This is a genomic window from Gilliamella sp. B14384G12 (assembly GCF_016101825.1).
GTDB lineage: Bacteria > Pseudomonadota > Gammaproteobacteria > Enterobacterales > Orbaceae > Gilliamella > Gilliamella apicola_N.
The window spans coordinates 74,339-89,874 of sequence record NZ_JACFPU010000007.1 but is presented as its reverse complement, the minus strand read 5'-3'; the positions used below and the strand labels follow the sequence as shown (position 1 = coordinate 89,874).

Below are 15,536 nucleotides of genomic sequence, written 5' to 3'. Positions count from 1 at the left end.
ACTGTTACCTATTTAAGCTAAATCAAATTGAGCCCAAATTGGCGCATGATCAGACGGTTTTTCCATAGCGCGGATATCATAATCAATGCCAGTTTGTTGGCAATGCGCCATCAACTTTTCACTTGCTAAAATCAAATCAATTCTTAATCCAGTATGGGTATCAAAGCCTTTAGAACGATAATCAAACCAGGAATATTCCTGTTTTGTTGGATGCTCATTACGATAAGTATCAACAAACCCAAGTGACATTAAATTGTTCATCCACTCTCGCTCTTCAGGTAAAAATGAACATTTACCAGTACGCAACCAACGTTTACGGCTGTCGTCCGAAATGCCGATATCTAAATCGGTTGGACTAATATTCATATCGCCCATAATCAAACAAAGCTGATCACTTAATTGATGTTGCTTTAAATAATCAATCAAATCTTGATAAAATTTACGTTTTGCAGGGTATTTGATTTCATGATGCAAACTTTCACCCTGCGGAAAATAACCATTAATTATGGTTAACTCACCTTGGTTGGTTGGCAACTGAGCGATAATTAATCGGCATTGGGCATCATCGCTATCAGTTGGAAAACCACATTGTACTGAAAGTGGCTTTTGCTTAGTTAACAGAGCCACACCATAATGCCCTTTTTGCCCATGATAATTTAAGTAATAACCAAACTGCTCAAGCTCCTCGACTGGAAACTGATCATTATGAACTTTGGTTTCTTGCAGACCTATCACATCTGGTTGGTGCTTATCGATAATGGCGGCTAATTGATGGATTCGAGCCCGAAGACTATTAATATTAAAAGAAATAACTTTCATGATGAATTTATTGTATTGGAATTAAGGTTGCAATAGTCCCATCCTACCAAAAATACGTTATACTGTTAAGCTATTACAGAAACAGTTATCATTTGTGAGAAAAGGAATAACCGAATATGTCTACGGAATTACTTGCCTTGCGCGATAAAATTGATGAAGTCGATAAATCAATTTTATCTTTAATTAATAAACGATTAGCTTTAGTCGCCGAAGTTGGCGATGTTAAAAGCAAACACGGTATTCCTATTTACGATCCTAAACGTGAAGCAGAAATGTTAGCCCAAAGACGAAAAGAGGCTGAAAATATTGGTGTATCATCTGCTTTAATTGAAGATATATTACGCCGTTTAATGCGTGAATCATACATAAGTGAAAATGACAAAGGTTTTAAAAAGGTCTATACCGGTTCAGGTTCTATCGTTATCGTTGGAGGTAATGGACAAATGGGTAAATTGTTTGCTCGTCTGTTCACCCTATCTGGTTACCATGTTAAAACTTTAGGTTCTAAAACTATGCATCAAGCAGCCGAAATAGTTGCTGATGCAGCGGCCGTGATTGTGACAGTACCAATTAACAAAACTTGCGAAATCATCGATCAATTACCGCCATTGCCTAAGGATTGTATCTTAACCGATTTTACCTCAATAAAAGTCAAACCTCTTGAAGCTATGCTCAAAAAGCATCCTGGCCCTGTCGTTGGATTGCACCCAATGTTTGGTCCTGATGTACCAAATTTAGCAAAACAGATTATTGTCTATTGTGAAGGGCGTGAGCCAGATAAATATCAATGGTTAATTGAACAAATGCGCATTTGGGGAGCCAATTTATGTGCAATTGATGCCAAAGAGCATGATAAATGCATGTCATTTATTCAAGCTTTACGCCATTTTACCTCTTTTTCATATGGCGTAAATTTACAGCGAGAACAAGCCGATTTAGAACAACTGATTGCGTTATCCTCCCCTATTTATCGATTAGAATTAATGATGGTAGGTCGATTGTTTGCACAAGATCCGGTGCTTTATGCCGATATTATTATGGCATCTGATGATAACATTGAACTAATCAAACGTTATTATCAATGCTTCGGAGAAATGGTGAAATTAATTGAGCAACGCGACAAAGTAAAATTTATTGAGAATTTTAATAATGTCACCGAGTGGTTTGGTAATTATGCTCAGCGCTTTATTAAAGAAAGTCAGGTTTTACTAAAATTTGCTAATGATAATCGGGAATGATTTTATACTCAAACGTATAGTTAACCTCAAACTTTTTTACAAAAAAGCTTATAAACAATACGTCTAGTTAAAATAATTTTTAAATTACGATTTTATACTTAAGAAGTAGACCACAATAAAATTTAGTGTGAGGGAATAAAATGTCTAATCGGAAATATTTTGGCACTGATGGGATTCGAGGCAAAGTTGGAGAGTACCCTATCACACCAGATTTTGCGCTTAAGCTAGGGTGGGCAGCAGGTCGTATACTTGCTAAAGATGGGGTAAAAAAAGTATTAATTGGTAAAGATACCCGTATTTCTGGTTATATGCTTGAATCAGCACTTGAAGCCGGATTTGCTTCGGCGGGTGTTGCTACTGCATTTACTGGTCCCATGCCAACGCCAGCTATTGCGTATTTAACACGAACATTTAGAGCTGATGCCGGCGTTGTTATTTCAGCATCACATAATCCATTTTATGATAATGGTATTAAATTTTTTTCGACCGAAGGCAAGAAACTCGATGATGCAATCGAATTAGAAATTGAAGCTCAGCTTGAAAAAGAGATCGACTGCGTTGAATCCATACAACTCGGACGTGCAAGCCGAATTACCGATGCGGCAGGTCGTTACATTGAATTCTGTAAAAGCACCTTTGATCATGATTTGAGTTTAGCCAGTTTAAAAATAGTCGTCGATTGTGCTAACGGCGCCACTTATCACATCGCTCCTAAAGTTTTACGTGAACTTGGTGCAGATGTGATAAAGATAGGCTGTGACCCCGATGGCGTTAACATCAATGATAATTGTGGTGCAACAGATATTAGAGCATTGGCCAAATGCGTTATTGATGAAAAAGCCGATTTAGGATTTGCCTTAGATGGCGATGGTGATCGCATTATCATGGTTGATCATAAAGGGCGTAAAATTGATGGTGATTTAATTATTTATATTATTGCTCGTGAAGCATTAAGACAAGGTCAATTAAAAGGTGGCGTTGTTGGCACATTAATGAGTAATATGGGACTTGAAATCGCACTTAAAAATTTGGGTATTCAATTTGTACGCGCTAAAGTTGGTGATCGTTATGTACTTGAAAAAATGCTTGAAAAAAATTGGCGCTTAGGCGCTGAAAACTCTGGTCACGTTTTATTATTAGATAAAACCACCACTGGCGATGGTATTATTGCGGGTTTACAAGTATTAGCCGCAATGGTTCGCAATAACATGTCATTAGCTGATTTATGTAGTGGTATGACCATGATGCCACAAGTATTAATCAATGTTCGATTTGCTGAAAAACACGATCCATTAACAAACCCCGATGTCAAATTAGCCATTGAACAAGCCGAAAAACAACTTGGTATTCATGGACGTGTTTTGATTCGTAAATCAGGAACAGAACCACTTATTCGCGTCATGGTTGAAGGTATTGATGCTGCTGAAGTACAAAAACTGGCAGAACAAATCGCTGAAGCAGTTAAAGCATCAAATTAGCTTATTTTATCCCTATTAATTTGGCGATTAATAGGGGATTATTTCTACTAAAGTGACATTATAAAGTTGCTATTCTTTACACAAATTTAGTAAAAAGTGTCTAAATTCTTAATTTAGTTAATCAAAGGTTGACTTATTATAGGCAATTAGGTTTAAAATAGTAGCTTCGAATTATTACAGCGATTGCTTATATCTTTATTGAAAGGAATGTAAGCAGTATTTTTAAATTTTAGGAATAAGGTAAGAGGGTTTTATGTCAGTTTCCTCTCCAGCTTCACCACAAGCTTATATCAAGCATCATCTTGAGAACTTGCAAGTAGGTTCTGGTTTTTGGACCTTTAATCTGGACTCGTTGTTCTTTTCAATTGTACTTGGTGTTATCTTTTTATGGATATTTCATCGCGTAGCTAAAAAAGCTACCAGTGGTGTACCAAGTAAATTGCAATGTGCAGTAGAAATGCTCTTTGAATTTGTTAATAACACCGTTAAAGACATGTTCACTGGTCAAAATAAACTCATTGCGCCGTTAGCCTTAACTGTGTTTACTTGGGTATTTTTGATGAACTTAATGGATCTCATTCCAGTAGACTTTTTACCTTACGCTGCACAATATTTAGGTCTTTCGCATTTAAGAGTCGTCCCTTCTGCAGATGTCAGTATCACAATGTCAATGTCATTAGGCGTATTTATTCTTATCATAATTTATTCAATTAAATACAAAGGTATTTCTGGATTTATTAAAGAATATACACTTCATCCTTTTAATCATTGGGCATTTGCGCCAATCAATTTAATCCTTGAACTTGTTAGCTTATTAGCTAAACCAGTTTCTTTAGGACTTCGACTTTTCGGTAATATGTATGCTGGTGAACTTATCTTTATCTTAATTGCTGCACTATTACCTTGGTGGTCACAATGGATACTCTCATTACCTTGGGCCATATTCCATATTTTAATTATTACGTTACAAGCTTTTATTTTTATGGTGTTGACGATCGTCTATTTAGCAATGGCATCGGCAACGGAAGATCACTAATTTCAATATTTTTTTGATAATAAACTGGAGTATATAATGGATAGTATGTTATTTGTAGCCGCGGGCATAATGATGGGATTAGCTGCAATTGGTGGTGCAGTTGGTATTGGATTACTAGGTGGTAAATTCCTAGAAGGTGCCGCTCGTCAACCTGAATTAATGCCTATGTTACGTACCCAATTCTTTATCGTTATGGGCTTAGTTGATGCAATTCCAATGATCTGTGTGGGTATTGCACTTTATGTTATTTTTGCTGTTGCCGGTTAATAAACTTTTAAGAGGAATCGTCTCATGAATATGAACGCAACTCTCCTCGGCCAAGCAATTACATTTGTATTGTTTGTTTGGTTCTGCATGAAGTTTATTTGGCCACCTGTTATTAATGCGATTGAAAAACGCCAAAAAGAGATAGCAGACGGTCTTGCTTCAGCAGAAACAGCAAAAAAAGATTTGGAATTAGCCAAAGCAAATACATCTGACATAATGCAACAGGCTAAGGTAGAGGCTAATGCAATTATTGAGCAAGCAAACAAACGCAAAGCTATCATTCTTGAAGAAGCACAACAAGAAGCGATCCGCGAAAAAGAACGTATTGTTGCTCAAGGACTTGCCGAAGTAGAAGCTGAACGCAAACGCGCTAGAGAAGAGCTTAAACAACAAGTCGCTACACTCGCTATTGCCGGTGCAGAAAAAATTATTGAACGTTCTGTTAATGAAGCCGCAAATAGCGACATCATTGATAAACTCGTAGCTGAATTATAAGGAGAATAGAGCAATGGCTGACTTAATTACAATTGCTCGTCCTTATGCTAAAGCCGCTTTTGATTTTGCGGTAGAAAGAAACAGTATCGAATCATGGCATAAAATGTTGGTATTAACTTCTCAAGTAAGCAAAGATGCACAAGTAAGAAGTATCCTAACATCTGATATGAAAACTGATTCGGTGGCTAATTTACTCATCAACATCTGTAAAGATGTATTAGATGAGTTTAGCACTAATTTTATTAAAGTTATGGCTGAAAACAAACGATTATCACTTCTTCCTGAAGTTTTAACTTTGTTTGAACAATATTGTTTAGATAAAGATGCTCAAGCAGATGTTGATGTCATTTCGGCTAATGAGCTAACTAGCGAACAACTTAATAAAATTTCTATCGCTGTCGAAAAACGTTTATCACGAAAAGTAAAACTAAAATGTCATATAGATAAATCGCTCATTTCTGGTTTTATTATTCGTACGGGCGATATGGTTATTGATAGTAGTATCAGAGGGCGTTTAAATCGTTTAAATGACGCTCTACAGTCTTAAGGGGACTGATAATGCAGCTAAATTCAACTGAAATAAGTGAACTAATTAAAGAGCGGATAGCTCAGTTCAATATTGTGAGTGATGCTCACAATGAAGGAACAATCATCTCAGTAAGTGATGGTATTCTTCGAATTCACGGATTAACCGATGTAATGCAAGGCGAAATGATTGCATTACCTGGTAATCGATATGCAATGGCATTAAACCTAGAACGAGACTCAGTCGGTGCGGTGGTTATGGGACCATACGAAGACTTATCGGAAGGGATGAAAGTACAATGTACTGGCCGTATTTTACAGGTACCCGTTGGTGAAGGCTTATTAGGTCGTGTTATCAATACACTTGGTGAACCTATCGATGGCAAAGGCTCAATTCAACATAATGGATTTTCGCCGGTTGAAGTTGTCGCACCAGGTGTTATCGAGCGTCAATCAGTCGATCAAGCATTACAAACAGGTTATAAAGCCGTCGACTCAATGATTCCAATTGGTCGTGGTCAGCGTGAACTTATTATCGGTGACCGTCAAACAGGTAAAACAGCATTAGCAATCGATGCAATCATTAACCAACGTGATTCGGGTGTAAAATGTATCTATGTAGCAATTGGGCAAAAACAGTCAACTATTGCAAACGTAGTACGTAAACTTGAAGAACATGGTGCATTAAAAAATACTATCGTTGTTGTAGCTTCAGCATCTGAATCAGCTGCATTACAATATTTAGCACCTTATGCGGGTTGTGCCATGGGTGAATACTTCCGCGATCGTGGTCAAGATGCATTAATTGTTTATGATGATCTATCTAAACAAGCGGTTGCTTACCGTCAAATTTCGTTATTACTTCGTCGCCCACCTGGACGTGAAGCATATCCTGGTGATGTATTCTATCTTCATTCTCGTTTACTTGAACGTGCAGCTCGTGTTAACGAAGCTTATGTTGAAGAATTTACTAAAGGTGAAGTAAAAGGTAAAACAGGTTCATTAACAGCATTACCAATTATCGAAACACAAGCTGGTGACGTATCGGCATTCGTACCAACTAACGTAATTTCAATTACTGATGGTCAGATCTTCCTTGAAACAAGCCTATTTAACTCAGGTATTCGCCCTGCGGTTAACCCGGGTATTTCGGTTTCTCGTGTTGGTGGTGCTGCGCAAACCAAAATAATGAAAAAATTATCAGGTGGTATTCGTACGGCACTTGCACAATATCGTGAATTAGCTGCGTTCTCACAATTTGCTTCTGACTTAGATGAAGCAACAAGAAACCAATTAAGTCATGGTGAAAAAGTAACTGAATTATTGAAACAAAAGCAATACTCTCCTATGACTGTTGCTGAGCAATCAATTGTACTTTACGCTGCTGAACGTGGTTATCTTGAAGATGTAGAACTCGCTAAAGTATTACCATTTGAAACGGCACTCCTTGCTTATGCCCATAGTCAATATGCTGATTTTGTCAAACAAATCGACGAAACGGGTAATTACAATGATGAGATTGAAAGTAAGTTAAAAGAATTACTTGAAAGCTTTAAATCAACTCAAACTTGGTAAGGGTGAGGTAAAAAATGGCTAATGCAAAAGAGATTAGAACAAAAATTGCCAGTATCCAAAGTACGCAAAAGATCACTAAAGCGATGGAAATGGTTGCCAATTCTAAAATGCGTAAAACGCAAGATAGAATGGCAGCAAGTCGTCCATATGCTGAAATGATTCGTGAAGTAATTGGACATTTAGCGTTAGCTCAGATAGGCGCCAAGCATCCTTATTTAGAAGAAAGAGATGTAAAGCGAGTTGGCTATCTTATCATTTCAACCGATCGTGGTTTATGCGGTGGTTTAAATATCAATCTTTTCAAAACTGTCATTGCTGATATGTCAGCATGGCAGGAAAAAAATGTTGAAGCTGATGTTGCTTTAATTGGTTCTCGGGGTGTTTCATTTTTCTCATCAGTAAAAACAAACATCTTAACACAAGTCACGAATTTAGGTGATGAACCAACTTTATCCGATTTAATTGGACCGGTAAAAACAATGCTTGAGGCATATGACAAAGGTAATATTGATAAATTATATATTGTTACTAATAAATTTATTAATACTATGTCGCAAAAACCAACAATACAGCAATTATTACCATTACCACCATCAGAAGATAAAGCACTTAAAGCTTCATCGTGGGATTATATTTATGAGCCAGATGCTAAATCACTATTAGATGTGATTTTACGTCGTTATATTGAATCACAAGTCTATCAAGCTGTGGTTGACAATCTAGCGAGTGAACAAGCGGCAAGAATGGTGGCCATGAAAGCAGCAACAGATAACGGTGCAAACCTAATTAATGAATTACAAATTGTGTATAACAAAGCACGTCAAGGTGCTATCACAAATGAATTGATTGATATTGTATCCGGTGCAGCCGCTGTTTCAGGTTAGTGCTAAATATTGGCTTATAGTTAAGAAAAAGACGTAGAGGATTAAAAATGGCTACTGGAAAGATTGTCCAGATCATCGGTGCGGTGGTTGATGTCGAATTCCCAGAAGATGCAGTACCGAAGGTATATGATGCATTAGAAGTGGAAACTGGCACTGAAAAATTAGTTCTGGAAGTTCAACAACAATTAGGTGGTGGCGTTGTCTGTTGTATCGCAATGGGATCATCTGATGGTTTAAGACGTGGACTTAAAGTAGTAAACACAGGTCACGGTATTGAAGTACCCGTAGGTACTAAAACACTTGGTCGTATTATGAACGTACTAGGTGATCCTGTTGATAAAGCAGGTCCAATTGGTGAGGAAGAGCGTTGGGCAATTCACCGCGCAGCACCAACTTATGAAGAACTCGCTAACTCAACTGAGTTACTTGAAACAGGTATCAAAGTTATCGACTTAATTTGTCCATTTGCTAAAGGTGGTAAAGTTGGTCTATTCGGCGGTGCGGGTGTGGGTAAAACCGTTAATATGATGGAATTAATCCGTAATATCGCTATTGAACACTCTGGTTACTCAGTGTTTACTGGGGTGGGTGAACGTACCCGTGAAGGTAATGACTTCTATCATGAGATGAAAGAATCAAACGTACTTGATAAAGTATCGTTAGTATATGGTCAGATGAATGAGCCACCAGGAAACCGTCTACGCGTAGCGTTAACTGGTTTAACCATGGCTGAAAAATTCCGAGACGAAGGTAAAGACGTATTATTATTCATCGATAATATTTACCGTTATACCTTAGCAGGTACTGAAGTATCTGCATTATTAGGTCGTATGCCATCTGCGGTAGGTTACCAACCAACATTAGCAGAAGAGATGGGCTTATTACAAGAACGTATCACTTCAACTAAAACAGGTTCAATCACCTCAATTCAGGCGGTATATGTACCTGCCGATGACTTGACTGACCCATCGCCAGCAACCACCTTTGCTCACTTAGATGCAACAATCGTATTGAGTCGTCAAATCGCCTCATTAGGTATCTATCCTGCGGTGGATCCATTAGATTCAACCAGCCGTCAATTAGATCCACTTGTTGTTGGTCAAGAACACTATGATTGTGCTCGTGGCGTTCAGTCAATTTTACAACGCTATCAAGAATTAAAAGATATTATCGCAATTCTTGGTATGGATGAATTATCAGAAGATGATAAATTAACCGTTGCACGTGCACGTAAAATTCAACGATTCTTATCTCAACCATTCTTCGTTGCAGAAGTATTTACAGGATCTCCTGGTAAATATGTACCATTGAAAGATACCATCAGTGCTTTTAAAGGAATTATGAACGGTGACTATGACCACATTCCTGAACAAGCATTCTATATGGTTGGTTCAATCGACGAAGCAATTGAGAAAGCTAAATCTCTCTAAGAGATTCATTGAACGGAGATAGTATTATGGCACTAACTTCCTATCAATTAGAAGTTGTTAGTGCTGAATCTCACCTGTTTTCGGGTGATGTTCAGCGAATCAGAGTCACAGGTCAAGAAGGTGAACTTGGGATCTACCCAGGTCACACTCCTCTACTTACAATGATTAAACCGGGTATGGTAGGTATTGTAAAAGCGGATGGTGAAGAAGAGTTTATCTACCTTTCTGGTGGCGTCTTAGAAGTTCAACCCAATATCGTCACAATCTTAGCCGATACGGCAATTCGTGGTGAAGACTTAGACGAAGCCAGAGCACAAGAAGCAGTCAGACAAGCAAAAGAACATATTAATCACCCAAGTGATGACATGACATTTGCTCAAGCATCGGCTGAACTATCAAAAGCTTTGGCAAAAATTCGTGTTATTGAATTAACTCGTCGCATGGGTCAATAAAAAATACGTTAATTACTAGATAAACTCATAAAAGGTTACAACTTAATAAATTGTAACCTTTTTAATTTTTACTTAACTGCTTTTTTAACTACTTATTTAAAAAAAATTCTATCTAAAAATCACGATTTTTTATCTTAAAAATATTCCTTAACATTTTTTTAAAATCTATTTGGATTTTATAAAATTATTTAGCTGTAAAAATGCACAACCTAATCGTAGCTAGATTTATTTATAACAATCAGCGATAATCTGACTAATTTATATTAATATTAATGTAACTATGTTTACTATTTATCATTCAAATCAAGTCGATTTACTCAAGTCCCTAGTCAGTGAATTAATGCGTAGAGACCCCATAGAACAGGTTTTTACGCCCGATATGATAATTGTACAAAGCCAAGGTATGGCACAGTGGTTACAAATTGAATTGGCCAACGATCTTGGTATTCTTGCCAATGTCGATTTTCCTTTTCCCAGTCAATTTATTTGGCAAATATATCAAACCCTTTTACCGGATTCACCAACTGAAAATAACTATGACGTTGAATCAATGAGTTGGCGTTTATACTATTTATTGCCTAAGATCATTGAACGACCTGAATTTGAGACAATCAAACATTATCTAAATATTGATAAAGAAGAACGCAAAAACTATCAATTAGCAACGCGGATAGCACGATTATTTGACCAATATTTGGTATATCGTCCAGATTGGTTAGCAAAATGGGAAGCCAATCAAACCGTAAGTGAATTAAATCATCATCCTGATGAAATTTGGCAAGCAGAATTATGGCGGCAACTGATTTCAATCAGCCTACCCTATCACCGAGCCAATATTTATCAGCAAATATTAGATATTTTGTTAGATAAAGACTTTGATCGTTTACGGTTAAATTCTTTACCTAAACGAGTTTATATTTTTGGGATTACTTCTCTTCCACCTATTTATCTGTCATTACTCTCAGCACTTGGTCAACACATCGATGTGCATTTGATGTTTAACAATCCTTGTAAATGGTACTGGGGCGATATTGTTGAAAAACAACTATCCGATATTTTAAATACTCCCGATAAAATTCCTAATCCACTATTAACTTCGTGGGGAAAACTAGGCCGCGACAATTTATTTTTATTGCAAGAATTTAATAGTAAACAGGATATTGAGGCATTTGTTGATCAAGAACGGACATGTCTATTGCACGCAATTCAGCAAGACATTTTAGAGCTTTATCAAAATGATTTAAACGATAAACAAATTGATGATTCTGATAAATCTATCTCATTCCATGCTTGCCATAGTGAACAACGGGAAGTCGAAGTATTATACGATTATCTATTATCTGTTTTTGATGAAAACCCCGATCTTGAACTACGCGACTGTATTGTTATGGTTTCAGATATTGATCGCTATGTACCTTATATTCGTGCTGTCTTTGGCAATGCCAGTAATGAACGCTATTTACCTTTTACCATTTCTGATCAAAAAGCTCGAAATATTGATCCCATCGTACAAGGTTTTTTTGCTATTTTAAACTTCCCAAATAGTCGATTCACCGCAGAAGAGTTATTTAATTTACTGGAAATTCCAGCCGTAGCTGAAAAATTTTCCATAAATGAATCACAATTAATATTACTGCGAACTTGGATTATTGAGTCTGGTATCCGCTTTGGTCTTGAAAGTGCACACAGCTGGTTATTTGGCCTTGAACGGTTATTGCTGGGTTATACCATGAATAGTGAACAAGGTGGATGGTTACAAATTTTACCTTATGATGGTGCAACAGGATTAGATGCGGAACTTATTGGTCAATTAGCTGAGTTTATTAAAGTTGTCCGTAAATGGTTTACGATTTTAAATGAAGAAAAATCATTGTCTGATTGGCAAGGTTGTTGCCTTGAATTAATTAATGATTTTTTTATGCACAATCAGCAACGCGATGCTATTTTATTAATGATAGAAGATGAATGGCAACAATTAATTAATAGTGGTTTAACAGCTCAGTTTACCGACCTTATTTCAATCACTGTTTTACATGATGCAATGCAGGCACGTTTAGAACAAAATCATTTAGCACACCGTTTTTTAGTGGGTAAAATCAATTTTTGTACTATGATGCCTATGCGATCCATTCCATTTAAAGTAGTTTGTTTGCTAGGTATGAATGATGGTGACTACCCAAGAACGTCACTACCGCTGGATTTTGATTTAATCGCCAAATACCCAAGGCGAGGCGATCGTAGCCGTCGAACCGATGATCGCTATCTATTTTTAGAAGCTATTTTATCCACACAATATCAGCTATACATCAGTTATGTCGGGCGGGATATAAAAGATAATAGCGAACGTTACCCATCAGTACTGGTTGATGAACTTTGGGAATATATTGTTCAATATTATGGTAAATCAACCAAAAGTTTAGAAAAAAATCTCAATTTTTTAAGAGTGTTGCATACCAGAACGCCATTTAATCCTCTAAATTTTTTACAAGAGCCGAAAAGTTATGCTGATGAGTGGTTACCGGCTGCATTGAAAAAAGGGGAAAGCCAAACATTTATTAGTCAAATACCCGCTATAAGTGTTGATTATATTAATCTTGATGAATTAAAACGATTCTTTCAGCACTCTATCCGGTTATTTTTACAAAAACGATTTAATTTTTATGTCAGTTACCTTGATGATACTTTACCTGATGCCGAAAACTTTAATCTTGATAGCTTAAAACGTTATCAACTTAATGTGCAAATTTTAAATCATTTAATTACTCAAACCGCCCAAGATTCAGAGGCTCTGTATCAACAATTAAGATTAACGGGTGAATTACCTGATGGCGCTTTTGGTGAGATCATTTATGATGAACAAACTGAAGCAATGCAATCTTTAGCAGATAAAATCCGTCAAGAACGGTTAGAGATGACCAGCGAGGAAGTCAATTTAACAATTGATGTAAATAAGCAATATTACCCACTTCAGGGGTGGTTAACACATGTACAGGCCGATGGTATTTTAACTTGGCGACCCTCAAAGCTCTCAATTCGTGATGGTATCTCATTATGGATAGATCATTTGGTTTATTGTATTTTATACCCTGAGAATGTTGATAACCAAAGCCGCATTTACGGTCGTGATGAGCAAGAATGGCGATTTTCGCATTTAGAAGCCAACGAGGCATTAACTTACTTAACCTCATTAGTTGAAGGATTTTTGCAAGGTATCAATCAACCTTTATTAATGCCAATCCAAAGTGCATGGAGTTGGTTAACTTCGGCTTATAATAAAAAAACTGGTGAAATTGTTGCTAGTGATAGAGCTAAAAGTCAGCTTATAAATACTTGGCAAGGTGGCGCATTTCAATCACCCGAGTGCGACAGTTACTATGAACGTTTGTATCCTGAATTAACCGATGAACTGATAGAACAGATCATCCATTTTGCTAAACAATTTTTACTACCAATTTTATTACATCAAGTAACAGTAGAATAGGAGGCATTATGTTTATAGATACGCATTGCCATTTCAATTTCCCTGCTTTTGTTACAGATTTAGACAACTCAATAAGTCGTATCCAACAAGCTAACATTGCCAGTTTAATTATACCTGCTGTATCAGCAGATCATTTCAGTCAAATTCTGAAACTAACTGAACAGTATGATGAACTTTATGCTGCGCTGGGCTTACACCCTATCTATCAACATTCCCATGCTGATCTTGAAAAATTATCGGATATCGTTAGTACTTCTCCTAACAAATTAGTTGCCATTGGCGAAATCGGCTTAGACCGATATGACATTTCTGTTGATTGGCAACAGCAACTTATTTTTTTTCGAGCTCAACTGGCTTTAGCTAAACGTTATGAATTACCTGTTTTAATTCATTCTCGCAAAACTCATGATGTTATCTATCATGAATTACATCAAGCTAATTTACCTTGTCGTGGGGTGATCCATGGTTTTTCTGGTAGCTATCAACAAGCAATGCAATTTATTAAATTAGGCTATTATATTGGTGTAGGTGGCGTAATAAGTTACGCTAGAGCAAATAAAACTCGCCATACCATTGCAAAGTTACCTCTCGAAAGCCTAGTATTAGAAACCGATGCCCCCGATATGCCTTTAAGTGGTCGACAAGGGCAAATAAATCGACCAGAAAACATTGTCGATATTTTTAATATTCTTTGTCAATTACGTACTGAAAATTCTAAACAAATCGCTAGAACGATCCTAACAAATACCTTGACGCTATTTAATAGAATTAATAAAATGAAAATCCAAAACCAAATACACTATTGACCATTTAATTATTAATAGTTTAATAAGCCACAAGGTGGTGCTTTATGTCTCAACGTCATAGTCAGCTTTTTGTGCAATCCATCATTTCACTTACTCGATTATTTCCGTTATGGGCAATTCTTTGTGCAATAATCGCCTATTTTTCACCAAATACATTCGTTCCAGTACAACCACATACATCACACTTATTGATGTTTGTAATGTTTACTATGGGGGTAACGTTAAGTATTAATGACTTTAAAAGAGTTGTGACTAAGCCTAAAGCAGTTATAATTTGTACCTTACTGCATTACATTGTTATGCCACTTACCGCTTTAATCTTATCTAAGTTATTTACTATGCGACCAGAGTTATTAGTAGGGATGGTTCTAGTTGGTAGCGTAGCGAGTGGAACTGCCTCCAACGTGATGATTTATCTAGCTAAAGGTGATGTAGCACTGTCAGTGACCATTTCGTCGGTTTCAACCCTTGTTGGTGTAGTGGTTACCCCGATTCTTACGCTTTTACTCGTTGGTACAACTGTTGAAGTTCCTGTTTGGAATATGTTAGTGCATATTATCCAAATTGTTCTAATTCCTATTATTCTAGGCTTGATTGTCCACCACTTCTTACATTCGATTGTAAAAAAATGCGAACGATTTTTACCATTGATGTCAATGATCTGTATTTTATTAATTATATGTATTGTTGTCGCTGGTAGTCATGATCTAATTGGCCAAGTTGGTATAACAGTTATTTTTGCTGTGATTATTCATAATGGCATTGGTTTACTAGGTGGTTATTGGGGAGGAAAATTATTTGGCTTCGATGAATCAACTTGTCGAACTATGTCATTAGAGGTAGGCATGCAAAACTCCGCATTAGCCGCTACTCTAGGCACTACTTATTTTTCAGCCCTATCAGCACTACCTGCTGCCGTATTTTCTGTTTGGCACAATATTTCAGGTTCGATTTTGGCTGGTTATTGGCAAGGGAAACCCGTTAAAAATAAGAAAAAATCTAACAATTAATCGTGAATATTGTAAAATAGAATTCATTCTCTCTCTTACT

At 36.7% G+C, this 15,536-nt stretch carries 14 protein-coding genes; 13 read left to right on the top strand and 1 reads right to left on the bottom strand.

Annotated features, from left to right (window positions below; genetic code table 11):
• Positions 1-12: 12 nt before the first annotated feature.
• Positions 13-819 carry an exodeoxyribonuclease III gene (gene xthA, locus H3S73_RS08690; RefSeq protein ID WP_144092100.1) on the bottom strand — a complete coding sequence of 269 codons (807 nt, stop codon included), beginning with the start codon at positions 817-819 and terminating at the stop codon, positions 13-15.
• A 116-nt stretch (positions 820-935) separates the two neighbouring features.
• Here xthA and tyrA point away from each other — a divergent pair, with 116 nt between their 5' ends.
• The 13 genes from tyrA to H3S73_RS08625 all read left to right on the top strand — a co-directional run bounded on the left by tyrA (position 936) and on the right by H3S73_RS08625 (position 15,496).
• Complete coding sequence (gene tyrA / locus H3S73_RS08685) at positions 936-2,057, top strand: bifunctional chorismate mutase/prephenate dehydrogenase (RefSeq protein ID WP_086325970.1); 1,122 nt, start codon at positions 936-938, stop codon at positions 2,055-2,057.
• Between the two features lie 140 nt (positions 2,058-2,197).
• A complete protein-coding gene (glmM, locus tag H3S73_RS08680) occupies positions 2,198-3,535 on the top strand; it encodes a phosphoglucosamine mutase (RefSeq protein WP_086325971.1) in 1,338 nt (445 codons plus the stop codon).
• A 253-nt stretch (positions 3,536-3,788) separates the two neighbouring features.
• Positions 3,789-4,571 (top strand): F0F1 ATP synthase subunit A, encoded by a 783-nt coding sequence (atpB, locus tag H3S73_RS08675; protein WP_065603191.1) that lies wholly within the window; start codon positions 3,789-3,791, stop codon positions 4,569-4,571.
• Between the two features lie 36 nt (positions 4,572-4,607).
• Positions 4,608-4,838, top strand: a complete 231-nt coding sequence (gene atpE / locus H3S73_RS08670) for a F0F1 ATP synthase subunit C (protein ID WP_034901511.1) — start codon at positions 4,608-4,610, stop codon at positions 4,836-4,838.
• A 24-nt stretch (positions 4,839-4,862) separates the two neighbouring features.
• Positions 4,863-5,333 (top strand): F0F1 ATP synthase subunit B, encoded by a 471-nt coding sequence (gene atpF, locus H3S73_RS08665; RefSeq protein WP_065603189.1) that lies wholly within the window; start codon positions 4,863-4,865, stop codon positions 5,331-5,333.
• A 13-nt stretch (positions 5,334-5,346) separates the two neighbouring features.
• Positions 5,347-5,880, top strand: coding sequence for a F0F1 ATP synthase subunit delta (atpH, locus tag H3S73_RS08660; RefSeq protein WP_025314344.1), 534 nt, complete (start codon positions 5,347-5,349; stop codon positions 5,878-5,880).
• An 11-nt stretch (positions 5,881-5,891) separates the two neighbouring features.
• Entirely contained in the window at positions 5,892-7,433 is a 1,542-nt protein-coding gene (gene atpA, locus H3S73_RS08655) for a F0F1 ATP synthase subunit alpha (protein ID WP_198236398.1), read from the top strand.
• A 14-nt stretch (positions 7,434-7,447) separates the two neighbouring features.
• Positions 7,448-8,317 carry a F0F1 ATP synthase subunit gamma gene (gene atpG / locus H3S73_RS08650; protein WP_025314342.1) on the top strand — a complete coding sequence of 290 codons (870 nt, stop codon included), beginning with the start codon at positions 7,448-7,450 and terminating at the stop codon, positions 8,315-8,317.
• A gap of 47 nt (positions 8,318-8,364) precedes the next feature.
• Positions 8,365-9,747 (top strand): F0F1 ATP synthase subunit beta, encoded by a 1,383-nt coding sequence (gene atpD / locus H3S73_RS08645; protein ID WP_025314341.1) that lies wholly within the window; start codon positions 8,365-8,367, stop codon positions 9,745-9,747.
• Between the two features lie 26 nt (positions 9,748-9,773).
• Positions 9,774-10,199: a F0F1 ATP synthase subunit epsilon gene (locus H3S73_RS08640; RefSeq protein WP_039128292.1), complete on the top strand. Its 426-nt coding sequence runs from the start codon at positions 9,774-9,776 to the stop codon at positions 10,197-10,199.
• A gap of 280 nt (positions 10,200-10,479) precedes the next feature.
• Entirely contained in the window at positions 10,480-13,680 is a 3,201-nt protein-coding gene (recC, locus tag H3S73_RS08635; RefSeq protein ID WP_198236397.1) for an exodeoxyribonuclease V subunit gamma, read from the top strand.
• 8 nt (positions 13,681-13,688) lie between these two features.
• Positions 13,689-14,486, top strand: a complete 798-nt coding sequence (locus tag H3S73_RS08630; protein WP_198236396.1) for a TatD family hydrolase — start codon at positions 13,689-13,691, stop codon at positions 14,484-14,486.
• A 44-nt stretch (positions 14,487-14,530) separates the two neighbouring features.
• The gene (locus H3S73_RS08625) at positions 14,531-15,496 is read left to right on the top strand and encodes a bile acid:sodium symporter family protein (protein WP_086326245.1); all 966 of its coding nucleotides are present in this window, start codon (positions 14,531-14,533) and stop codon (positions 15,494-15,496) included.
• Positions 15,497-15,536: the final 40 nt, after the last annotated feature.